Raw genomic sequence first — 21,864 nt, 5'->3', positions numbered from 1 at the left:
CTATTCAAACGCGACGACGATGATCGGCACGGTGATCACTCGGTCAAAGAGCTTCATCTCGCGACATACGCGTTCAGCATTTGCGAGATTGTCTCCAATCTCCTTAGCGGCTTTCCGTGTTGGAAGCGCAAGCGCCGCCGCCTCAATTCGCTCGCTCTGAAACAGATATTGCAACTTCAGAAGATCATAAGGAGCGCGGCTCATATTTCCAGTTTGCAACTGAAATGCCAGATCGTCCTTGATGGCAGTGACAGCGAGCTGGTGTTGCGCATCCAGGCGGACATCCGTCGCCCACCCTTCATTCATGAATTCCTGCTGAACATGCTCATGTATCTGCTGCGTACAATGCCGCTGAATCGCAATTGTGGGTGCCTCAAACACATCCGTGAGCCATTCTTTAAGCTCTCTCTGTTCCCACGCCGCGCCCGCATTGTGGTGATCATCGTAGGTGAATGCGAGTTTCATTCATTCCCTTTAGCATGCGGATCGTAGATGGGCTTATTCATGGGGCGCGTTCTCAACGCGCCTGCACGAAGCTGGTGTATCCGCTCCCAGGCAATATCAACGTATTCTTGGTCAAGATCGCAGCCAAAAGCATTACGACCAAGCTTCAGAGCGGCGATCGCAGAAGAACCCACTCCCATGTAGGGATCGAGCACGTTGTCACTCTTGTCCGTCAGCGACAGGACTAGCCGCTCCACCAGTCCAACTGGAAACTGACAAGGATGGTCGGTTTTCTCTACATGGTTGGACTTAACATTGGGAATGTCCCAAACGTCGGCAGGATTTTTCCCAAGGGGATTGCTGGACAGCTTCCCTTTATTTGGTCCCTTGAAGTGTTTCTTTTCCGGATACTTCGAAGGCACACGAACCGGATCCAGGTTGAAAGTGTAGTCCTCTGATTTCGTGAACCAGAGGATGGTCTCATGTCTTCCGGAGAACCGCTTTTGGCAATGCAAACCGTGACCAAATGTCCAGACTATGCGATTGCGAAGTTGCAGCCCGTGATTCTTGAAAAGCGGATAAAGAACAATATCGAGTGGGAATATTTCGCCATTCTGAACGTGATTTCCGACTTGCCAGCAGATTGATCCGTTTGGATGAAGCAGTCGCACGGCCTCCGCAATGCAAGCGACCTGCTCTTCAATGTAGCGCTCTTGCGAACGCTTCTCTTCGTATTCTTTGCCAAGGTTATAGGGCGGTGACGTCACGATCAGCTTCATCGAATCTGCGGGTAACTTGCGCATATACGTCAGGTTGTCCTCGCAGACAATTTGCGCCTCTGCGTCCCGCTGCAGACGCGCAACTTTTGCGGGTTTCAGCCGCACGATATTTGTTGATTTTGAAACAAGGCCCAAGAGTCCCTCTAGGATGTAGGTTCACGAGTTGTTCCTCTATTCTGCCGACATTTTGACGAAGGCGGAAGAGGATGTTGTTGCGTAAGGCTGTTGGGCCTTTTTGGGGAGCATCAGCGGGGACTATGGTTTCCATCTTCTCCAGTTGGTCTAGTGGTACTTTACATTAAAGAAAAAATACAAACTTGCCTTTGGTTTGAGTATTAGATATATTGTAAATTGTGGCGTTACATAAAGACAATCTGTTAAACCGCTTAGAACGAGATCTGCCCGAGGGCCTTCTCGTTACCTCAGCCTGGCTGAAGGAGCACGGTTACTCTCGGCAGCTGGTGAATCACTACGTCACCGCTAGTTGGCTGGCTTCCGTGGTGCGAGGCGTCTACCGCAAGCCGCGCGGCCAGCTCACCTGGCAGCAAGCGATCATATCGCTTCAGACCATCATCCTAGATGACCCTATCGTGGTCGGCGGGCGGACCGCGCTCGAGCTCCAAGGCTTCGCCCACTACCTCCCGCAGCAGACCAAGACGGTCCATCTGTACAGTAAAGACGCGCTGCCGACCTGGCTGAGCAAGCTCGATCTCGGCGTGCAGTTCGTTCACCACAACGCATTGCGTCTCTTCAAAAATGAGCCCGTCACGTACGGCCTGAGCAGTCTGCAATTCGACATCAAGAAGAACGCGGGCACCAGCAACGATCCGCTCCAGCGCGGCTTCACCTATCAGCCGTGGGGGACGTGGGATTGGCCCCTCACCTTGTCCACGCCGGAGCGCGCCATCCTGGAGCTTCTCGATGAGCTGCCGGACGACGAGAGTTTTCATCAGGTGGATATGCTGATGGAGGGACTGACCAATCTCAGCCCGCGCCGTCTTCAGAAGCTCTTGGCGGACTGCAAGAGCGTCAAGGTCAAGCGGCTGTTCTTTTTCTTTGCCGACCGGCATACGCATGCATGGCGGCGACATCTCAAGAAAGAAGAAATCGATCTAGGATCGGGCAAACGCATGCTCGTCAAAGGCGGCAAGTTGGATTCGACCTACCTCATCACCGTACCCAAGGACCTCAATGGCGTTCAGTGAGCAGTATCGCCGCCAGGTCGCCCTGCTGCTGCGTGTCCTTCCCTACGTAGCCCCCGAAGACTGCTTCGCCCTCAAGGGAGGGACCGCGATCAATCTGTTCGTACGCGACCTACCGCGTTTGTCGGTCGATATCGATCTTGTGTATTTGCCGGTCGCGCCTCGGCCTAAGTCTCTTGCTGCGATTGACGCGGCCATGAAGCGTATCGCCGAGGCGATACGCGAAGGCGTGCGCGGCAGCACAATCGCCATGGCGCGTATGGACGACACGGTATCAAAACTGACCGTCCGTGCGGACAACGTACAGATCAAGATCGAAGTCACGCCTGTCATGCGCGGCACGGTGTATGCGCCGGAGATCCGAAGCGTCACGGCCACCGTCGAAGAGCAATTCGGGTTCGCTGAAATCCAGGTCGTTTCTTTCGCCGACCTCTACGCAGGTAAGCTAGTCGCTGCGCTTGATCGCCAGCATCCACGCGACCTCTTCGACGTTCGCGACCTCTTGGCGAATGAAGGCATTGGCGACGAGCTCCGAAAAGCGTTTCTCGTCTACATGATCTCGCATGATCGCCCCATGTTCGAAGTCTTGCGGCCCACCCTCAAGCCGCTGGACGGAGAGTATGCCCAAGGCTTCGAGGGCATGACCGAGTATCCGGTCTCGCTCGCGGAACTCTCGGCTACGCGCGACCACCTTATCGCGATGGTCGTCGACGACATGCCGCAGGAGCACCGCGACTTCCTCATCTCATTCGAGCAGGGCACACCCGATTGGGGTTTGCTTGGCATTCCCGAAGTCGCGGACCTTCCGGCAGTCAAATGGCGTCAGATCAATCTGGATAAACTATCGCCGGAGAAACGAGGCGCACTTGTCGATGCTCTCCGGAAAGTGCTTGAACAATAGTACTATTGTCAGCTTCACGCCGGTCCGCTCATCCAGCAGAATTCCTAGACACGCTTGAGAAAGGCGGACCCAGCGCCTACAGATCAACGTTCCACGTACTCCCGACTTTGTAGAAACGTCCCTTCCTCGGTGCGCCATAGCTCACAGATCCGTCTGGTTGCTTTAGCCCCCATCGAAAATCGCATACGTATCCAGGCGCCCCTTGCGCTTCAATGCATGCGGCGCTCCCAACCACGCCACGCCTTTCCATCTCGGCCAGGTCCCTCTCAAAATTGCTGCCTCGCTGGAAACTGCTCGCCATCATGATACCGGCCTGAAATTGGGCGCTCGCGAGTAGCGCCTCCGCCATCTCTTTTTCGCTCGGCTTCCCGCCAAAGCAGCCGGCAAGTGTAACCGCTGTTGCTACGGCAAGAGCGACAACGGACATATGATTTTGCATGGGAATTCTCACGTTAGATCATGGAATGAAGGATGCCATGGCGACGCTTAGAGCTTCGGCGCTCCCGCCGATCCTTTGACGTTCTTCGCTTTCTCGTCGACCAACTTCGTGAATGTCTCATCGAGAAGAAGAGAATCCGCCATCGAACGCGCATAGTCGGTCGCAACAACCTGAATGGCGCTCACCGTTTGCGGGTTCTTGCCAAAGAAGATCGTGTATTGGATGGCGCCGACACATACGTCCCAGCCGGGATTGCCTTTGCGGCGACCCGGCGCGATGTATGAGTAGATGTTGCCGGAGGAGCCCCGATACGCGGAGTTGCCCGCGGTGAGCAGGCACACGTTCTGACTGTCCGGCCTCGCTTCGCCACCACGTCGTTTGAGAACGTCCACCTCGCCGAACGACTTGATGGGCCGTTTTTCCCACGTGTACGTAATTTCGATACGATTTTGATGGTCGAAGCGCTCAACGAGCGTAGGTTCGCCGTGCTTCTCCCGAATGCTGGCCCGCACGGCCGCCATGTCCCCTAGATTGTTTGACGGATAATCGACTCGCCGCTCGATTTCCACGACGCGCCCGCCTGTGGCAGCGCTCGAAAAGAGGATCCTGATCCGTTCAGACGTATTGTCATTCCTGTTCGTGAGGATGACGGTGTGGGGATAGGCAACCGTCACCTTGTTCCCGCGATTGTCGCCCAGCGTGATGTTCGTACCGATTTCCTCAATGTTGCCGTCGGGGAAAGCCTTGCGGAGCATTGCGAGCGTGTCGGAGCGGCTTTCGCCGAACCGAATGCCCAACACATCCGCTTTCGCAGTACCGTAGCCTTCCAAAGGCGGACGGTCTTGCACCACCGGCAACTCGATTGGCTTCTCTTGTGCGTGCGCGGCGGAGGCGACGCACGCAAAGGTCAATGCCAAGACAGCGTAGGATTTAAGCATTACGTCGGACTCCTATTGATCTGAGTGTTGAGCGGAGGAAGCACGAAGCGGCCAGAGCACCGCCACGATCAAAAATACTTGAAACCAGGCGCTTCTCGGCTTGCTCAGCGAGCACGCGTCGGCTCGAACGACCACTTGTCGCCCGCCCGCGCTTCGCCAGTGTCGCTTTCAAAGCGAGCTGCCACGGCAGGACCGCGGCAAACATGACGAGCGCCATCAAGACATACGCCAAGCTTATGAGTCATGTTGACCGCCTGAGTGAATGAAGAGACCGCGTATCGCGGCACTATGATTGATCAGAACTGACGATCGGCGAGCTGAGGCCGAGCGACAAGAATTGAGGAACTCCCTGACGACGTTCTGAGTGGCCGACTCAACAGAATTGCCTATTCTGTTGCACGTCCTGCCGTTGCAACCGTTGGTGTGTTGCTACCCCTATGCGCCCGCGCTAATATAGGTTCTGCTAAGTCGTCTGAATTCAATGAATCCAGGCGTTCTGGGCGCTTCAACAGAATAGGCAAGACTGTCGCGTCCTCGTCGGAGCCGCCGACGAAAGGACGCATCATGTTGCATCAGCACACCGAAGCCGGGAGCCTCTATACCCATGGCGGCCTGCGGAAATACCTTACGCGCCGCGAAAGGGCTGATTTTATAGAGGTGGCCACGTCCTGGCCCCGCCAGGACGTGGCCACACTTTGCCTGACCCTCGCTCACACAGGGTGCCGCATTTCGGAGGCACTCGGTGTAACCGCTGCCGCGGTCGAGCGAAGCGAGCAGTTTCTGGCATTGCGCAGTCTCAAGCGCCGCAATGGGGCAGTTGTCATCCGGGAAGTGCCCATCCCGCAGAGTCTCTTTGCCGCCCTGGATCGTCACCACGATCTTGGCGACCGGGGCCAGCTGCTTTGGTCAATCTGCCGAAGTCAGGCGTGGAGGCTCGTGAAGGAGGTAATGCGGGAGGCGGATGTTCCGCCGGGGCCGCATGCCACGCCGCGCGGCCTTCGGCACGGCTTTGGTCTTCATGCTGTCCGGTGTGGTGTGCCCCTCAACCTCGTGCAACGTTGGCTTGGTCACGCTAGCCTGAAAACAACGGCCATCTATCTCCAGGCGATGGGGGACGAGGAACGCGAAATCGCATCACGTATGTGGGTCACGTAGTCGTGAAATTAGAGAGCTGACTGCTTATGCACTCAGCCGGGCGAGTATCTGACAGCCGCGCAGTACGGCAGACCAATCCTAATTTGTGCAGCCGGTTCGATTGTAAAGAGTAAGCACCTCTGCCCCGGTCAGCCCAACATTCCAGAGTGCAACATCGTCGATGATCCCATTGATACGTCGGCCGCCTGTACAGGCCGAATTGCTGTTGGCTGTATCAGCTCCGATACATAGCGCATTGTTTATTGGGTACTCGATGAGGCCCGTGTAGGCTGTCGCGGCCTTCGCTACTCCGTCGATGTAAACCACAACGTTTGTGCCGTCATAGGTGCCTGCCAGATGGTGCCAGTTGCCGGTGTCGATTACAGCGGCGGCAGATGTTGCGGACCGATAGGCGCCCCCGCTCCAGACTTGGAACTGTATGCCTCCTCCCGGCATGATGGATAGCCCGAAACCGCTGCTTTGCAGTTTCGAGACGACAAGATCTGGATTGGCATCTGCAGGAAGAGCATTCAATTTCAACCACGCGGACACTGTGATGGTGGTGTGCTCAAGGCTCGTGCCATAAGCGATGACAACACCGTCATCCACGCCATCCATTCCAATGCCGTTGCCCATCACGCCGTAGACATGCTTGCCTCCAGTGCCATTGGCGTTTTCCATGCTGGCAACTTTGCCAATAGCGGCGGGTACGGTGGTGGCATTCGCAATCGGAACGGAATCCGCGCCGTCCAGCTTCCAGTATTGCTTGAGCGCGGCCCATTGCGGCGTCCACGATGACGATAGCTGCGTGCACGTTCCCATGGGTAAGATTTGCGGGGCCATCTGCATTTGCGTAGGTGCGCCGCTGAAGGCGTGTGCGTCCACGATCAGCGCCATGCAAGCGAGCAGCATTGCGAACAATCTGCGCATCACTGATACCCGGTCGTCCAGGTGATGTAGCAATCGTAAGTCGAGCCGTTATAGAGCGTGAGAATGTTGTAGATGGTCTGAGAGCTTGCGGTGGTGGCCGCGTTGGCGGGGCGGATTTTCGACGTGTTGCAGCCCGAGAACGTGTAGGTCCGCGAGGTCGTGTCCTGAACGACGAGCGTATAGTTGCCGCCATGGACCATGTTCGAAAGCGTAATGGTGGAACCACCGACCGAGGCGAGCGTCACGGTGTTGCTTGTCGAAAGATCAACCGCCCCGCCTGACGCCACATTCCCAGGGCGGCTTACGATGGTGCCCGTTACGTCGAGTTTGACCGCCGGCGACGTCGTGCCGATGCCGACGTTGCCGTTGCCGAAGATTGTCATCGACGTTGACGGTGTACGGTCTGCTGTTCCCGTCGCACCTGCGGTGGCAGTCCTGAAATAGATGTTCGAAGAGCCGATGCCTGTCGCCGTGCCAGACGACAATGTGAGATCGCCGCCGTTCAGATCCGTCGTTGCTGATTTCGCGCCACCCGCTAGGAGAGTCAGCCCGTAGCCGTTCGTTCCGGCACTCGTGCGCTCCATGCCAATCGTGCGCGCGGCCTCGCCGCTGAGGGAAAGCAGGTAACTAGGCGACGTGGTGCTCAAGCCGACGTTGCCGCTGCTATTCTGTATCGTAAGCTTTTCGCTACCTGAAGGGTTATTCGCGATGTGAAAGTGTGCACCACCATGCTTCAGAATCCAATCAACTTCGTTGGTCGGATTGCGTAGGTGAATATACTGCCCGCCGCCCGCGACAACAGAATAGATGTTCCCGCTGGTTCTGATCGCACCGCTCACATCTAGAGAGTAGGCAGGAGTAGCTGTGCCGATGCCGAGGCGCTTGTTGGTGTTGTCCCAGAATAGTTGCTGGCCCGCCGTCGTACCCGAATTCGAAAACCCGCCCGAGCCGCTTGAAAACTGGATATAGCCTGCGCTACCGCTGCTCGCTCCGCTCATGGACAGCCAATTCGTGCCGTCGCAGTACTTCAGCACATGGCCGGTGAAATCGTATTGAGTCTGTGATTCTGCTCCTGCCGGGCTGGTGCAGGCGGCATAGGCCGATGTGGACCAGGCAAGCCAGGCTGCCACGAATACATATGCTGCAATGTGCAGACTCTTGTGTGATGCCATTTCCCCTCACGGTCGCGTGCGCCGCAGAGGACCATTCCTCTGGTGGCGCGGGAGTTGATAACCGTGATTGCTAAGAAAACGGCGCGGCAGTCTTTAGCCGCGAGGCTTGGACATACACTGCCGCCTCCCGGCCATACGACCGAAGGCGGCATGTTCTCTTGGCACATGCGAGCCACTTAGCAATCGGGGTTATCACGCCCCGGATACTGTCGAGCAGCATCCATATCCATCTTAACCGGAGGGCCTATCTGTCCGCGCTAGGAACGTGTTCCTAGTGCATCGGGGCCAATGCTGGCCCCGATGCGAACCGGTGCTAGCCGGTGGACTTATCGCCGCTGGTGAGGGATGCGTTGAAAACGACCGTCAATCGTTTGCCGTGAATTGGAAGGTTAAGGGCGGCACTCAGACAGAACGCAATGTTCTCGGAAGGTGCGGTAGCCGGGACACCCTTGGGCGATGACTTGTTTTCGGTGGTCATTGGTTACTCCTTTGTGTTGGTTCCAGCCGGGCACCGCGCCCGGCCTTGAGCAACCGGCCAATCCATCCAGGGATGCAGGTTCATGCATGGAACACGGGAGCGCATTCTCGCGCGAATGGAGCGGGCCCTTGTTGAACCTCTTCGCAGCCCGATGAGATTAGGTCTGCTTTCAAGGCGGTGCGGTGCGCGGCGTGATCTCAAAGGATTTAACCGAGGGCTCGAAGTCTTTGCGTCGCTCGAGTCCCCGTGCTCTGCGGTGTTCCGCTTCATTTCGCTTCTGGCTGTCCTTCTACCTGTCAACGCACCTGACCGTTGGCCCAGCCGTCTTCTGAGCCAGGATAAGCCGGGCTCGTCCGCTCGCAGTTCACCGCGTCGTTGGTATTCGAAGGCAGGGCAGGTTGCTGCCTGTGCATCGTCTTTGCTCACCAGTCGTCTCCCGATCTGGGTGCCAGCACGTCGATTGGCCTTTGGGTATGGGGTCTACCCCGGATCGCTCGCTATGGGTCAACAGGCCGCCCGCTCCATTCGCTGCGCTCCCGTGTTGCCTGTGTGACCCGCTCACCATCTCCGGGGTTTCACGCCCCCATAAGGCCAGCGACGTGCTGAGCCAGATTGGAAAAGGAGACTACAATGAGCAACGAAACCGAAACCAAGAGCAACCGCCCGAGCCATGCCATCTGGCAGGTCATCGACGGAAACGAGAAAGCCCGCTGGATACGTGTCGGCGCAGGCTGGGCAAACAGAGACGGCAAAGGCCTCTCGCTCAGGTTCGACAGCTACCCGGTCGCTGGCCGGATCGTCGTCCGCGAGTTCAGCGAACAGCAGCCCGACGGCAACGAAGACCAAGCGGCCCGCGAGCCGAGACGTCGCCCAACCAAATACTAATGCGGCTCACTGCGGGCGCGGCCTTCGGGCCGCGCCCTCATCGTCAGTCGATGACGACCTGACTTGCCATCGCCTTTTGCGCGCCGCCAATGGCGGCGCGCATTTCGTGGAGAGCAGTCGTCAATTGAACGGCCACCTCGCGCGCTTCATCTTGCGTGAGCTTGTGCGCAAGGAGTGCTTTTCTACCACTACGCCTGAACATCTCTACGGTGCTCTCGCTCAGTTCCATCACCGCTTCGATGGAAACAATATCTGAATGCTTCATTTCCCACCGCTTAAGGTCGGGAGATTTAGGAAGACCTTGGGGTGAATCGATTTCCCCCTCGGCGCCGAACACGAGAGAGCGCGTGCGCGATGTCCCATGCCTGAGGCCATGCCAAAACAGCCACATGATGAAAGCGGCGCCAAAGAGGACGACATACCCAAGCGGCTTGTTGATGAGGACCAGAAAGAGTCCGTACAAGACGCCGGGCACCGATATCACTAACCCGGAGAAGAGAGGAACGAAGGTTGAATCGCGGCGCTCCGACCATTCGAATCCCGCTCGCGTGAGCCTGCCGTTGTCGTCGCGTTCGCGAATAGACGTGTAGCTCATGACCTTGATCCTGAATGAGGAAGACGATTGAGATAGATGGGCGGCCGCCCTGGCACGAGAAGCAGCTGCAGATTGCTCTCGCGTGTGAAGAAGCGCGTAATCTCGTCTGGTTCGAGAAGGCGGACATGACGAAGATGCTCGCGCTGACCAAGATCACCATGAGCCATGGCTGAGGCCGAGACCTGAACGTGCTGAGTCTCAGTCACGGTCAGATTGCCAAGTCGTTTTGAGAGATACTCGGTCGTCGTGAGATCGACATTTCCGAATGCTTGAATGACGCCGGCATTTCCAAGGAATGTTTCCCAAGATCTTGGATACTGAGTCTTGAGCTGCGAGAAATCCTGCAGAACGGTCCAGAGTTTGACGCCGAATCCGGCGACAAAGCCTGCGGCTGTCTCGATGGGGCGCATGTATCCCAGCGCCGGAAACTCTTCGAGCAAGAATAGGACAGGCAAGTCAGGCCGGGCGTTGCTCAGTTCCATCGCCGCCAACGCTTGTTGGATGATGACGCGCAGCCACCTGAAATGCGTGCCCATCCGCATACCCGGCAAGACAAGATAGATCGTGACCTTGCCCTCTTTGAGGTCGCGCAGGCGGAAGCTTGAGCTGTCCGTGACGGCCCGCACGTCGTCCAGTGGGGTGGTCTGTTCCTGTGCGGTCGAGAGGATACTGGCGAGCTCTTCGCCGCCCGCCATGGCCTTGCCCAGAAACGCAGCGCCCACATTCGCGACCGCGCCGTCATAGGCCTCCGAACGGCGCATTGCCTTCAAAACGTCCTCTAACTCTGCCGCGTCCGTGTTCAGGAGCCGCCGTAGCTCCCGGATGGTTGGCTTCTCGCCGGTGCTCAGGAGATGGAGGGTCAGGCCCCGGATGAGGTTTTTTGCCGAGTCCGTCCAGTGCGGGTCCTTGTCGTTCGAGATGATGAGTGCATCCGCCAGCAGGGCAGCGTCGGCCGTAACATGCCCGGCCTTGCTCTCCTTCAGTTCGTCGAAAGGATTGTGCTGGTCGGAGGGCCGTCCAGTCTCTCCGAACGGGTCGAGGATGTAGACTTTCTGGCCCATGGCCTCCCGCGCCTTGGCGGTCGCCCGGGCCAGTTCGCCCTTAGGGTCCAGGACCAAGGCCGATCCGGGGTAGCGGAGCAGGTTGGGAATGAGGACCGTCGAGGATTTGCCCGCCCGGGAACCCGCGACGGTGACGACGTGCCGGTCGTCGCCCCACCCGATCTCTCGGCCCTCCCAAGCCCCTAGTAGGATCTTGCCCGCCGCCCACTGCCAGGTCTGGCCGAGCTGCCAGGGATGCCCCCAGACCGACGCCGGAGGGATATCGATCCTGCCTTGGACGGCTGCTCCGCGTGGGGGAAACCCGGTCCCCGCCGATTTCGTATGCGCGCTCGCGTTGCTCGACACGTCTCCCCACAACCGCTCCGCCACGATTTTGCCCCACGGTTGAGAAAATCAAAAGCCTCGAATCTGAAGCATGACCCGATGCATGAACCGACCCGAAAAGGACCGAAGAACAAGGGTTTTGAGTACGCACGCATGAGGCGGAGCATGAATGCATGCGGTCATGACCTACGGACGCATTTGATGCGGATAAGTCCCGCAAGCCGCTGAAACACTGGCCAGATCTGATGCGACCCTCAGTTGCGAAGACGGTAGCAAGATGTGTAAATTCCCAACTTCGGGAATTTACCTTGGTAGGGAGCCAAGAGTGATACCCAGGGTCGCCCAGTCCGGTCAGTCCTTCGAGGGCGCTGGCCAGTACTACCTGCACGACAAGGTGGATGGCCAGCAGCGGCTTTCCACGAGCGCTAAGGACGACTTCAAAGCCGTCGGCGATTACGCTCTGCACGACAAGGTCAATCGGCAGACGGCGTACCGAGTCGGATTTACGGCCATGCTCAATATGCAAGCGGATACGCCTGCCCAAGCCATCGACCAGATGTCGGCGAGCTATGACCGCTACCGGGAGCGCGAGAAGAACAAACGGGGCCGGAAACTCACCAAGCCTGTCTATGTGTATTCCCTCTCCTGGGCACCCGATCAGACTCCCGACCAGGCCGAGATGATGGCGGCGGCACATTCCAGCCTGAAGGCCCTGCGGCTCGAGGGATTGCAGACTCTGATCGTCCAGCACACCGACGAGCCGCAGCCGCATATCCATGTCATCGTGAACCGGATCGAACTCGACGGGAGCCACGCCCGAAACATCGCCTTCGATCAGCTTCGCTTCTCCCGATGGGCCGAGCAGTATGAGCGCGACCATGGCGGGATCCGATGCGAGCAACGCGTCCGCAACAACGACCTGCGGCAGCAAGGCATCATGGTCAAGGACACCAAGTCGCTGACCCGGACTCAGTACACCGCGCGCGAGGCAAACGAACAAAAGCAGCTTCGAGAGTGGCGTCAGCAACAACATGCGTCTTCGAAAGCAACTGACCAATTCGACCAGCTCTATGCCAAGCATGCCAGCGAGCGCAGGGCTCTGGATGGGCAGACCGAGAGCAGGATCGCCCGTGATCGCGCCGCAGCCGAGGAGAAGTTTCGGCCACGATGGCGCACGCTCTACCAGCATCAAGCCAGGCAGATGCAGATGGTGGTCAAGGCCAACAAGGGCGGCCTCTTTGAGCGAGCCTGCTTCGTGTTCGCCAACCGCGCGTTTCTCCAAAAGGCGGGCAAGCTGCGGGCACGGGATATGGCTTGGCTCGCCCTCTCACCCAAGTCATTGCGGAAGAGAGTCGACACGATCCATCGCGGGGAACGCGTGGCGCTCGCCCAGTGGGAACGGAAGCTCTCCGACGGGACCGCGCGCATCGCACTTCGCGAGCATGCGCAGGATCTACAGATCCTGAGATCGCGGCAGCAACTCGAGATGGATGTTCTTGCCCATTCTCAGAAGGTAGAGCGAACGAATGCCGCTCGCGCGTTAGCGAATGCCGAACGCGTTCGTGTTATGCCTACCGTTCTGCCGCCATCACGAGAAACCGCCGTCAACCAGGCGCCGCCACAGCTCAGCGAAGGAGCGTCGATCAAGGTGCAGGACATCAAGACGCTGCTCGCGGATGAACCGGAGCTGAAACATGCATTTGCCACTGCCGCTCTCCCGAACCAGGCACCGGATCCGGTCGCCGACATGGAGAAGCGCATGGCCGCATTCAAGCAAGCGAATGCGAGGCGAGATTTCGGTCGACGTCGCGGACGCTGACGTAGGCCATTCGCCCTGTATGATCCAGCCTGCTTCAGTTGTCTTTTGGGCGGCGACCATGCTTTCGCCCCGCTTGCATTCAGAATCTCAGCCCCAAATTGCGCTTCACTCTTGCCCACCAAGACGGCAAGCCGAGCATGACTAGGCCTACGAAAGAGCCGACAACCATGCGCTTCCACGTGTGATCACTGGCAACGGCGTCAGTCATGAAGAGCAGCCATACCATGATGACAGACCAGCTCCAGGCCGCCGTACCCTCCTCTCCCCGGGCCGGGCGAACGCCGCGAGGTAGATGGAAGTCCCGCAAAGCCTCGCCGTTGGCATCGTTCCGCGCGAATAAACGCCACATGCTGCATGGCGGCTGCGCGCGCAGTGACAGACGTACTTTTGAGAGAAACGAGAAGCGAAGCTGGTATGTGCGAGGCTCTTTTCCATCGTCAACCCCGGCAATCACACGAGTGGCTACCCGATAGCCATGACGCAGGCAGCTCTCCGTTCGCCGTTTGCTAAAGTTAAGCGTGCCCATCAAAAGCCCACCTAACGACGCCCGCGGCGAGAGCAAGACGATCCTGACTCGACTAAGCCAAGCGTCCATAGCGTCATGCCCTCCTTCCGGAAAGGCTTGGGGACCATCAGCAAACATTGTTTGCATACAGACGTTTCGGATGTGCTCGCGAATATCCAGGCGATCCGGCTGAAGACAAATCAGCCATATCTCATCGACCTCCTCGCGCGCCATCGCCAGCACCGGCGTATTGTCAGCAACGCCACCATCGACAAAAATCTTTCCGCCGATATCGGCATGGGCAAAGATACCGAACGGCAATGCCGCGCTTGCATACGCATACTGTCCCCGCACCTCAACCGGCGCTAAGTGCAAACCTACGTAATAAGCCTTGAATACGCCCGGCGTCGGCAACATGAAGCGCGGCGAGTGGGGAGCACTCTCGTGCGCGACCGTCACGTAGGTCGGAATCTTAAGATCCGATTCCAGAAAGCGGCCGACTTGGACGGCAAGAAGTTTGCCCTCCATCAGCGTCGTTTGGACTCGGACGGGCAGGCGCATAGCCACCAGCATGAGGCCGTAGATAATCCCCTCACTTAGAGTAATGCGTATCTCCAAAGTTACGAAGCCTGCGCACTCAAGCAGAAGCCATAGGACAGAAACCAAGAACCGCGTCGCTGCGATGAATCCGATCACGTCCGCTATCAGCCGCCGTACACGATTATCCCAACCTATCAGCGGCAGTTCGTTCGCAAATGCGAGAAGAGCTATGATGGGAATGACCAGTGCCGCCACCAACCAGCCCCAGAAGGGAAGGAAGCCAAACAGCAAAAGCCAAGCGAACACACCCATTACGAGTGAACACACAATATCGCGGCCAGCTTGGTGCCGGCCTTCTGGTTCAACGTTCTTTAGGTAGCTCACAAAAAGCTTTCCAGCGACGCAGAGGACCTTAATCAAGCGGCGCACACACCCATCGGGATTGCGACCGAAAAAGCCGCTATGATCGATCTCCTTCCAAGCTGCCACTCCTTCTTCTACGCGCCCTGTTGACCAGATAATGGCGCATAACCCTCCTGCGGACGTTCCGGCAACGGCGGAGAAGTCTACCCCGTGCTCCTGGAACGCCTTCATACATCCAAGCGCGAACGCTCCTTTCGCGCCCCCGCCTTGAATAACCAGGCCTCTACGCACCTGTCTTGCTTTTTCGAAGCTATCCATAGCGCAAGTTTACCTCGGCAATTAAACCACACCGATATCGACCGCTTCAGCTTGCGCAACTAAGGTTCTGCGAAGATCGGCATGTCACCTTTAGCCCTAAATCGTAGAGACAGAGGACCGACGCTCTCAGCTCTTTCCGTATCGCCACCGGAGTTCACCACACGTGCATTGCACCCACTCCTGCGACGCCGCCTCCGAGAACCAGATATCCTTCCCGCAGGTAACGCATCGCAATTGAGCAAGCGCCGTCTTGCAGGTTTCGATTAGCTGCTTCGCTTCGGCGACTTCAATATCGTCATGGGACGCTCGGTTCGCCCAAGTGACGAGAAGTGCATCAGCTTCACCGAGTGCGTTCAAACCTTCCGTGAAGGGCTGATAAGCAGAGCCAAACTTTTTCTGCAAGCACTTCTTACCGTCACTCACAATCCGAGCAAGGAGTGCATGCGCGCCCCGGCGGTCATTGTGCTCGCCCCTGAGGTACGGCATCCGCACCTGCAATTTCTCAGCGACCGTGGGGATCTTTGCGTCCATGATCGACCTGGCGAAGTTAGCCGCACCTCTCGGGTCGGCAGGAAGTTTAGCCTCGGCCTCCATGAAGCTTCCCGGTAGCTCTGTGGCCCACCGGATTCCACGCTCGGGCGTATCGTATGGCAGGAGCGCCTTGAACAACCACTGCCCTTCATCAAGCTGCTGCCGAAGATCTGTGAACCAGTCGCGGTCGTGGGTGAATACGATGATCTGGCGGTCTGAGAAGAGGTTCTTCAACACGTTGAAGACCATCCCGCGATGCTCCTTGTCGAGGCTGATCACGACGTCGTCGAGAATTATCGGCCGGTCCGCCTCGGCCTCGCTCTTCGCGAGCGCGAAGAAGATGCACAGCCCAAGGCAATGCCGGTAGCCTTCAGAAAGTGTTAGACGCGGAGACGCCTGCTCGGTGCCGTAAAAGGTCAGGCCGATGTCGATGGCTTTGTCCCCTTCGGGCAGATACAGCTTAACATCTTCTATCGCTCTCCCCGGATGCAACACGTTCCAGATCGTCTTAATGTCTTCCGAGATATCGTCGATTGCCTTCTGACTCCGCTCGCGAATTTGCTTCCGGACAGATACCTCGAGAGCCGCGACAAAGCGAACAACCTCTTCCGCATGGCCAATTTCCTCGCGCAAGGCATCGGAAGCAAAGACCTGCTTCGCTGTCTCAGTGCGATCCTTGACGGCGTTAAGCGCAGCCACCTCTTCCGGTGCCTGCACTGTTTCCGCCGCCGCCGCTTCGATCAAGCGCTGGCAAACGTTCTCAGCCTTATTAAGCTTTGCTTCATCGGTCTTCTCCCGGAAATCGTCCGCGTTGCAGTTCTCGATCCATTCAAGATGCGATTTCAGCTCGCCCTGCTTGCCCTCATTGACCCAAGCCTTGAGGATAGGTGACTTGAGACCCTCTTTTATCTTGCGGATGGCCGAAGCCAAGTCATTCATCGCCGACTTCCTCTCGTCGAACGATGTCGTCAGGGCAGCAAGTCGCTCCTTCTCTGATGCAATGTGTGCAGCAAACTCTTCTGCACGCACCGTCGTGCCGCACGCGGGGCAGTCGATCTCTTGTTGAGTAGTCAGCCCCTCACGAAATTCAGCGGCAGCGTCGAGCACGGCCAGGCGTTCAGCAATCAGCTTTTCTGCGCTTTCGGCCAGCTTCGCGTTAGATGCACGGAGACCGGTGACGCTTCCGATCACATCCGCTTCAGCTATCCCTCTGAGCACAGTGTAGCGTCGGTGCAGATCCGACAGGTTTGAGAGCTTAGCCTGAAGAGACGCAATAATTCCATCGCAGTGCGCCATACGATCAGTAGCCGTACCGCTCGGACACTCGGCGCTGTAAGTCGTGCTGATTTCCTCCGCGATTGCCATGTCGCTCGCCCCGCCGAACACTTTCTCCCTCTTCCTGGTCTGCGCTTCCAACTCGCCCTTTTTGAACTGAACCCTTCCTTGCCTCTCAAGTTCACGGTGCAGTTGGTGCAAGTTTTCAGCCGCTACTTCGAATTCGTGCAGCCCGAGCAGCGGGAGAAGCACTGAATACTTCCGGCCCTTTGCTTCCTCAATGAATGCTGTCACATCAGTCTGCCGAAGGACCGTGCGCCCATAATCCCAGCCAGGCATATCTACGCCGGCCACAATGGACATCTCGGGCAGGTTATTCGCTTTGATCCCTGCTTTCAGGATTTCACCATTCTTGAAAGCGATCTGAATCTGGGTCTTCTTTTCGGCCGGTCGCCTGGTGTTTGGCAGGCCCTTTTCCTGATTGCGGCCGCTGTACTCGTGCGCCAGCTGCTGGAGCTTTCCATCCTTGAGCACGAACTCGATGCCATCGACGAAAGAAGACTTGCCAGCGCCATTCTTGCCGAACACGACGCAGGAACGGCCATTGAGATCGAGCGTGACTAGGTCCGCCGCTCCGCGAAACCACTCAAGCCCGATGGAGGTCAGCCTCACGTCGCCGTCTCCTCGGCGCTGGCTTCCATCGGCGTCTCAAGCAGCCCCACGGCGAGTTTCGTGACTTCGCTGGCCTTCAGCGGTCGTTCCCGCATGCTCTCAAGCTGGATTTTCAGCGTGGCTCGCACAAATTTAGATACCTCAAGCACGACGTCATCAACGCACTGGCTTACCCACTCTACTGATTTTTCTTCTTCCGGCATCTCGCTTCCCCTGGGCACCCACACCCTTATAGCGTGTCCCGGACCGACCCACTACCCGCGTCGTTGCTTACTACTGCAATCTAGGTGCGTCCTGCGGACCGGGCTCTATTCGGCCGCCTTGCGGGCGGCCTCACGAAGCCGCCCCTCGGTTGAAGCCGAGGGAGGGACGTCTTCGCCCTTCGGGTAACGATCCCTCGCGCGAATATCTAGTGCCAGCCTTCGGCTGAATTTCTTGTTTTCGTTGGGGCCTGCGGCCCCCGTTGCGTCAAGGCCAAGCCCTTCGGGCGGAAAGCGGCTTCCGTGTAGTCGCTTCGCTCCGGCCCGCGCCACCCGCCGCTTTCCGGCCCTGACGCATCACCCCCGCTCATTGCCGCGTGGCTAGTCGGTTGCATGCGCAACCCGAACTCCACAGGCAATCCGATGAAATCCGATGTCTACACCCGTATTACCGAGACCGTTCTCTCACATTTGGAACAAGGCGTGCGGCCTTGGCACAAGCCATGGCATGCAGAGCATGCAGCGGGACGCGTTACCCGGCCTCTTCGCGCAAATGGTGTGCCCTATCGCGGCATCAACGTGCTCTCCCTCTGGATGGAAGCCGAGGCCAAGGGCTACACCGCCCCTATTTGGATCACCTACAAGCAAGCGCAAGAACTGAAAGCGCATGTGCGCAAAGGCGAGCGTGGTTCGCTCGTCGTCTACGCCTCCAAGACCACTCGCACGGAAATCGATACCGCTACGGGTAACCAGACTGAACGAGATATCCCCTTCATGAAGGGATACACGGTCTTCAATGTCGAGCAGGTCGAAGGCTTGCCGCCGCAATACTATGCAAGCGTCCCCCGCTCACTCGATCCGGTGCAGCGTATCGCATCAGCCGATGCATTCTTTGCCGCTATCGGTGCCAGCATCAATCACGGCGGCAACCGCGCCTACTACAATTCATCGCAAGATTTTATCCAGATGCCGCCGTTCGAGGTGTTCAAGGATGCAGAGAGCTACTATGCCACCCTCGCCCACGAAGCCACGCACTGGACGAAGCACGAGTCCCGCCTCAATCGCGACTTTGGCCGCAAGCGCTGGGGGGACGAAGGATATGCAATGGAGGAGCTGGTTGCCGAACTCGGCGCCGCCTTCTTGTCATCTGATTTGGCGCTCGCTCCGGCGGTTCGGACTGATCATGCCGACTACATCGCATCGTGGATCAAGGTCCTGAACGATGATAAGCGCGCCATCTTTACCGCATCGGCTCATGCGCAACGCGCCGCCGACTCTTTGAATGGTCCGCAAGACCGGATCGCGGAGGCAGCATGACCCGCCGCACCCAAACACTGCCGGGGCAGCTCGCCTTTGACGCGTTGTTGGCACAAACGGAAACGGCCAACGAAGCTAGGATCAGAGATCGGCGATACGGCCATCTCCCTTCGACCATGGACGACGCGGTGCCGTTCTTCCGTTCTCTGATCGAACGGCACCACAAGGCAATGCTCGATGGTGACACCAACGCCGTGGCGCATCTGCGCAAGGAAGCGCATGACCTTGCTACCAAGCTGAACAAGTATGAACCGGGCATCATCGCTGACGAAGATTCGCCCGGTTCGGTGCTGGAACGTTTGACATGCGCAGACGATGGCCAAGTACCTCTCTGGGGCCAAGCAGGCTCGTTTGAGATCAATCATAAGAAGATGCGCGTCCGTATCGAGATGGAAGGTCTGTTCGGCATTGGCGCGACTTTCGTCTCGTGGCTCGGCTTCTCGGCGCACGCGGTGGATAGGGGTAAGCCGTTCCTAAGCGAGACCGGATATCGCAGTTTTCTAGGCTCCGGTGGCCCCCTGTGCCCCGGCTACACGCCCGATCGGTTCGCGACTGGCATCTTGGGCGAATTTATTGAGACGAAGTTGAAGGGGAAACTCTGTCGTATCGTGCCGCTACGAGTTCGAAGAAAAGAAAAAGACTAACTTCGTGCTCCGCCTCTCGCGGCCGACCGCGTCGTTGATTGAAGACAGGAGCGCCCTGATCCTTTCTGCGGTTCTGGCGACTCTCTTAAGGTTCCTAATCGAGCTTTCCTGCGCGAAGCCTATCCCACCATCCCGGCTCGGGTTTGAGACTTTGGGCGAACCGATAAAGGAACCGATATGGGTTCTGGTTCGTGTAAGGACGGCATAGTTCAACCAGATTGTGGTAGCGCCGACTGACCTCACGGCTCAATTCGTCGGTCGCCGCTTGTCCCGGAATGGCATCTTCGAACCGCACAGGAAAGAACACTCGCTCCAAATCCTGTTCTTGTTCATTCGTGAGGTAGTCATCCTCAAGATCGGGATAGTCTGGTTCTGGATATGGTTCTTCATTGTTGGGGTCGATACTCGGATAGGGCGAGATACCGTCGAGAATGGAAGCCGCCTCTTGGACTCCCCGATAGCATTCAACGGGGAAATTGAACGTCTCCCGAATTTCCGTTGTGAGATAGATTTCGGCTTGTACCGCTGTCGCTACTGCATCCCGATAGCCATCATTCCACTCTTTCTGGATGTCGTCTGGAATCCGATATTGCCACTCTCTTTGGAGCAAGTATTCGCAATAGCGCGTGTCTGGCTTTCGTTCCTCCCTAAACTCCCGGAACCCCCTATAAGAGTTACTTTGACGCGAGCGCTTCAACAGCGCCGCCATCTTCGCGTACTTCACCAGGACCTCTTCGGCGATTTCGAATCGGCGTTTGTCGATCAACTGTAGTCGCCAAGCCAGCAAGCCGAGCGTGAACAGGGCGAAAGTGATGAAGGGGCTGATGATGCTCATGTTGGAATCATAGTTGGCAATCCGGCTCTGTCCCAAGCCCGGCGACGTGAACCATAAGACTAACGCTAGCGCTTGATCGCTGGTCTTTCAAACACAGCCGGAAAAATCGTCTCGGTTAACGCGCCGTACTCTCAATTGTTCTTCGAGCAACGGGATCGCTTGTTCGTACAGATGCGTGAATTCCCAGCGCTCTTGCTCCGTCGGCCTGCGGTTTTTCTCAAGAGTTGCGTCGTGCAGGCGGCTCAATTCCTTCAAGCGCGACCGTAGATCCGCTGCAATCGGCAACTCGTCATTGTTAATCGGCGTAATGATATCGAGGCAGATATCAGATGGCTGGAAGCGAAAGCGGCGCTCTCTCATCGCTGCACTTGAGCATCAATCCGTAGGCGTTACCAGCTAGGCGAGCTCGTCCTACATATGCATGACAACTAGGAAGCGGTAAGTTCGCTCCAATTTTTGTCGGTGAACAAGGCGAAGCGGAGGAGCATTGCCAACGACGTAAACGCTTCGTTGTCTCCAATCCCTGACTTACCGCCGTGCGCCGCTTCGTCCCTCCAGTATTTTAGAAGGCTGAGATATCCCTGAAATTCTGAAGCGAGTTCTTTTCGTCGTTGACCGATGATCCTGTTCTCAATCTTCTTACGTCCGCCTGCTCCCAGATATTCCTTCAGGATCGTCTCTTCATCAGCCTTGGCGATGGCGGTGGCCAGCATGATTGCCTCTGCCGCCGCACCGCACATGACACAACTTGCGAGATAAGCGTGCGCGCCATAGCAGCGAATGGCCTCTTGGGCGCGCTCGTTAAACGCAACGCCAAAGCGCGCCTGAAATGGCGCTAGCATCTGCCCAAAGCGCTCGGGCTCGACTGGCACGAAATCGTCCTTGTCGAACTCAGCAAGCCATTGCTTGCCAAAAGGAGTGATCGAATAGCCTTCACCGGAGCCGCCCGCGTCCGTCGCCTGTGCCCCGTAGTGACTTATGCCGGGCCGAAGGATGCCGCGTCGGCACAACTCCCATGCTGCCGCATACAATTCCGGCATAAGAGGCTTGATGGCCTGATCCAAATCCCAGGACGGCAGCTGATAGCTGCGTTCCAGATACACGCGGAGCGCCGTCGAGAGATAGATGTCGTACCCGTACGATCCATAGTTGGCGTGATTGGGACTGCGCACCAAGTGGACGAGCAGTTTCGTCGCATCGTCGAGCGACAGTTTTGAGGGTGGCTTTGCCAAAGCGATCTCGCCGATGCCTACAAGAACACCATCAAACAGGCTTGCGACCCATCGGGCACGATTTATCGCCCGTGGTTCACGCGAATTTCCCTGCTTCCGGCGGGCGTTCGCCCAGTTTGAGCCGTTCGGCTCGGGGGTGAAGGAGGCGCTTGTCCTGCTCAGGATTCTCGAAAAACGTCACAGTTTCATACACATAGCACGGCCTTTTCACTGAAAACATATATTTTTCAATTATTTACGGGTACATTCAAACTACTTAAAATCGCTTGATCCGTAAGGGTCGTGCCGGTTCGAGTCCGGCCGGGGGCACCAAAGGTGCCGAAAGCTTAGT

Annotated in this window: 21 protein-coding genes; 7 read left to right on the top strand and 14 right to left on the bottom strand. The window is 57.5% G+C overall.

Annotation, left to right across the window (positions count from 1 at the left end):
- Entirely contained in the window at positions 1-465 is a 465-nt protein-coding gene (locus AC1ROX_RS24365) for a BglII/BstYI family type II restriction endonuclease (protein ID WP_493130053.1), read from the bottom strand.
- Positions 462-1,358 (bottom strand): DNA-methyltransferase, encoded by an 897-nt coding sequence (locus tag AC1ROX_RS24360; protein ID WP_493130051.1) that lies wholly within the window; start codon positions 1,356-1,358, stop codon positions 462-464. The genes AC1ROX_RS24365 and AC1ROX_RS24360 overlap by 4 nt, the downstream gene beginning before the upstream one ends.
- A 218-nt stretch (positions 1,359-1,576) precedes the next feature.
- Between AC1ROX_RS24360 and AC1ROX_RS24355 the strand changes: the two genes are divergently transcribed.
- Together AC1ROX_RS24355 and AC1ROX_RS24350 are read left to right on the top strand one after the other, a co-directional pair.
- Positions 1,577-2,428 carry a type IV toxin-antitoxin system AbiEi family antitoxin domain-containing protein gene (locus tag AC1ROX_RS24355; RefSeq protein WP_493130049.1) on the top strand — a complete coding sequence of 284 codons (852 nt, stop codon included), beginning with the start codon at positions 1,577-1,579 and terminating at the stop codon, positions 2,426-2,428.
- Complete coding sequence (locus tag AC1ROX_RS24350; RefSeq protein ID WP_493130047.1) at positions 2,415-3,326, top strand: nucleotidyl transferase AbiEii/AbiGii toxin family protein; 912 nt, start codon at positions 2,415-2,417, stop codon at positions 3,324-3,326. The genes AC1ROX_RS24355 and AC1ROX_RS24350 overlap by 14 nt, the downstream gene beginning before the upstream one ends.
- Positions 3,327-3,812: 486 nt before the next feature.
- On the opposite strand, the gene AC1ROX_RS24345 is transcribed toward AC1ROX_RS24350, so the two are convergent.
- Positions 3,813-4,703: a hypothetical protein gene (locus tag AC1ROX_RS24345; protein ID WP_493130046.1), complete on the bottom strand. Its 891-nt coding sequence runs from the start codon at positions 4,701-4,703 to the stop codon at positions 3,813-3,815.
- 564 nt (positions 4,704-5,267) lie between these two features.
- Between AC1ROX_RS24345 and AC1ROX_RS24340 the strand changes: the two genes are divergently transcribed.
- Positions 5,268-5,858, top strand: coding sequence for a tyrosine-type recombinase/integrase (locus AC1ROX_RS24340; RefSeq protein WP_493130045.1), 591 nt, complete (start codon positions 5,268-5,270; stop codon positions 5,856-5,858).
- Between the two features lie 78 nt (positions 5,859-5,936).
- Here the strand turns inward: AC1ROX_RS24340 and AC1ROX_RS24335 are convergent, their stop codons facing one another.
- The 3 genes from AC1ROX_RS24335 to AC1ROX_RS24325 all read right to left on the bottom strand — a co-directional run bounded on the left by AC1ROX_RS24335 (position 5,937) and on the right by AC1ROX_RS24325 (position 8,417).
- On the bottom strand, positions 5,937-6,734 hold the full coding sequence (locus tag AC1ROX_RS24335) for a LamG domain-containing protein (RefSeq protein ID WP_493130044.1): 798 nt from the start codon (positions 6,732-6,734) through the stop codon (positions 5,937-5,939).
- A gap of 32 nt (positions 6,735-6,766) precedes the next feature.
- Positions 6,767-7,939: a hypothetical protein gene (locus AC1ROX_RS24330; protein ID WP_493130043.1), complete on the bottom strand. Its 1,173-nt coding sequence runs from the start codon at positions 7,937-7,939 to the stop codon at positions 6,767-6,769.
- A gap of 313 nt (positions 7,940-8,252) precedes the next feature.
- A complete protein-coding gene (locus AC1ROX_RS24325) occupies positions 8,253-8,417 on the bottom strand; it encodes a hypothetical protein (RefSeq protein WP_493130041.1) in 165 nt (54 codons plus the stop codon).
- 630 nt (positions 8,418-9,047) lie between these two features.
- Here AC1ROX_RS24325 and AC1ROX_RS24320 point away from each other — a divergent pair.
- Positions 9,048-9,302, top strand: coding sequence for a hypothetical protein (locus tag AC1ROX_RS24320; RefSeq protein WP_493130039.1), 255 nt, complete (start codon positions 9,048-9,050; stop codon positions 9,300-9,302).
- A gap of 43 nt (positions 9,303-9,345) precedes the next feature.
- On the opposite strand, the gene AC1ROX_RS24315 is transcribed toward AC1ROX_RS24320, so the two are convergent.
- Positions 9,346-9,897: a hypothetical protein gene (locus AC1ROX_RS24315; RefSeq protein WP_493130037.1), complete on the bottom strand. Its 552-nt coding sequence runs from the start codon at positions 9,895-9,897 to the stop codon at positions 9,346-9,348.
- Positions 9,894-11,303 carry a type IV secretory system conjugative DNA transfer family protein gene (locus AC1ROX_RS24310; RefSeq protein WP_493130035.1) on the bottom strand — a complete coding sequence of 470 codons (1,410 nt, stop codon included), beginning with the start codon at positions 11,301-11,303 and terminating at the stop codon, positions 9,894-9,896. Before AC1ROX_RS24310 ends, AC1ROX_RS24315 begins: the two co-directional genes overlap by 4 nt.
- A gap of 304 nt (positions 11,304-11,607) precedes the next feature.
- Here AC1ROX_RS24310 and AC1ROX_RS24305 point away from each other — a divergent pair, with 304 nt between their 5' ends.
- Positions 11,608-13,101: a relaxase/mobilization nuclease domain-containing protein gene (locus tag AC1ROX_RS24305; protein ID WP_493130033.1), complete on the top strand. Its 1,494-nt coding sequence runs from the start codon at positions 11,608-11,610 to the stop codon at positions 13,099-13,101.
- Between the two features lie 79 nt (positions 13,102-13,180).
- Here AC1ROX_RS24305 and AC1ROX_RS24300 read toward each other — a convergent pair whose 3' ends face one another.
- From AC1ROX_RS24300 to AC1ROX_RS24290, 3 genes are all read right to left on the bottom strand, one after another.
- Positions 13,181-14,827, bottom strand: a complete 1,647-nt coding sequence (locus AC1ROX_RS24300) for a patatin-like phospholipase family protein (RefSeq protein ID WP_493130031.1) — start codon at positions 14,825-14,827, stop codon at positions 13,181-13,183.
- A gap of 126 nt (positions 14,828-14,953) precedes the next feature.
- Positions 14,954-17,305 carry an AAA family ATPase gene (locus AC1ROX_RS24295; RefSeq protein WP_493130029.1) on the bottom strand — a complete coding sequence of 784 codons (2,352 nt, stop codon included), beginning with the start codon at positions 17,303-17,305 and terminating at the stop codon, positions 14,954-14,956.
- Complete coding sequence (locus AC1ROX_RS24290) at positions 17,302-17,508, bottom strand: hypothetical protein (protein WP_493130027.1); 207 nt, start codon at positions 17,506-17,508, stop codon at positions 17,302-17,304. Before AC1ROX_RS24290 ends, AC1ROX_RS24295 begins: the two co-directional genes overlap by 4 nt.
- 420 nt (positions 17,509-17,928) lie before the next feature.
- Between AC1ROX_RS24290 and AC1ROX_RS24285 the strand changes: the two genes are divergently transcribed.
- Together AC1ROX_RS24285 and AC1ROX_RS24280 are read left to right on the top strand one after the other, a co-directional pair.
- A complete protein-coding gene (locus AC1ROX_RS24285) occupies positions 17,929-18,822 on the top strand; it encodes an ArdC family protein (protein WP_493130110.1) in 894 nt (297 codons plus the stop codon).
- A complete protein-coding gene (locus AC1ROX_RS24280; RefSeq protein WP_493130025.1) occupies positions 18,819-19,466 on the top strand; it encodes a hypothetical protein in 648 nt (215 codons plus the stop codon). The genes AC1ROX_RS24285 and AC1ROX_RS24280 overlap by 4 nt, the downstream gene beginning before the upstream one ends.
- A gap of 94 nt (positions 19,467-19,560) precedes the next feature.
- On the opposite strand, the gene AC1ROX_RS24275 is transcribed toward AC1ROX_RS24280, so the two are convergent.
- The 3 genes from AC1ROX_RS24275 to AC1ROX_RS24265 all read right to left on the bottom strand — a co-directional run bounded on the left by AC1ROX_RS24275 (position 19,561) and on the right by AC1ROX_RS24265 (position 21,533).
- Positions 19,561-20,301, bottom strand: a complete 741-nt coding sequence (locus AC1ROX_RS24275; protein ID WP_493130023.1) for a hypothetical protein — start codon at positions 20,299-20,301, stop codon at positions 19,561-19,563.
- An 87-nt stretch (positions 20,302-20,388) separates the two neighbouring features.
- Positions 20,389-20,661, bottom strand: coding sequence for a hypothetical protein (locus AC1ROX_RS24270; protein ID WP_493130022.1), 273 nt, complete (start codon positions 20,659-20,661; stop codon positions 20,389-20,391).
- Positions 20,662-20,729: 68 nt separating this feature from the next.
- A complete protein-coding gene (locus tag AC1ROX_RS24265) occupies positions 20,730-21,533 on the bottom strand; it encodes a hypothetical protein (protein ID WP_493130020.1) in 804 nt (267 codons plus the stop codon).
- Between the last annotated feature and the right edge of the window lie 331 nt (positions 21,534-21,864).

Source organism: Reyranella sp. GW821-FHT14A01, assembly GCF_058803965.1.
The sequence above is the reverse complement of the archived record's forward strand: the minus strand, read 5'-3'. Positions and strand labels throughout refer to the sequence as shown.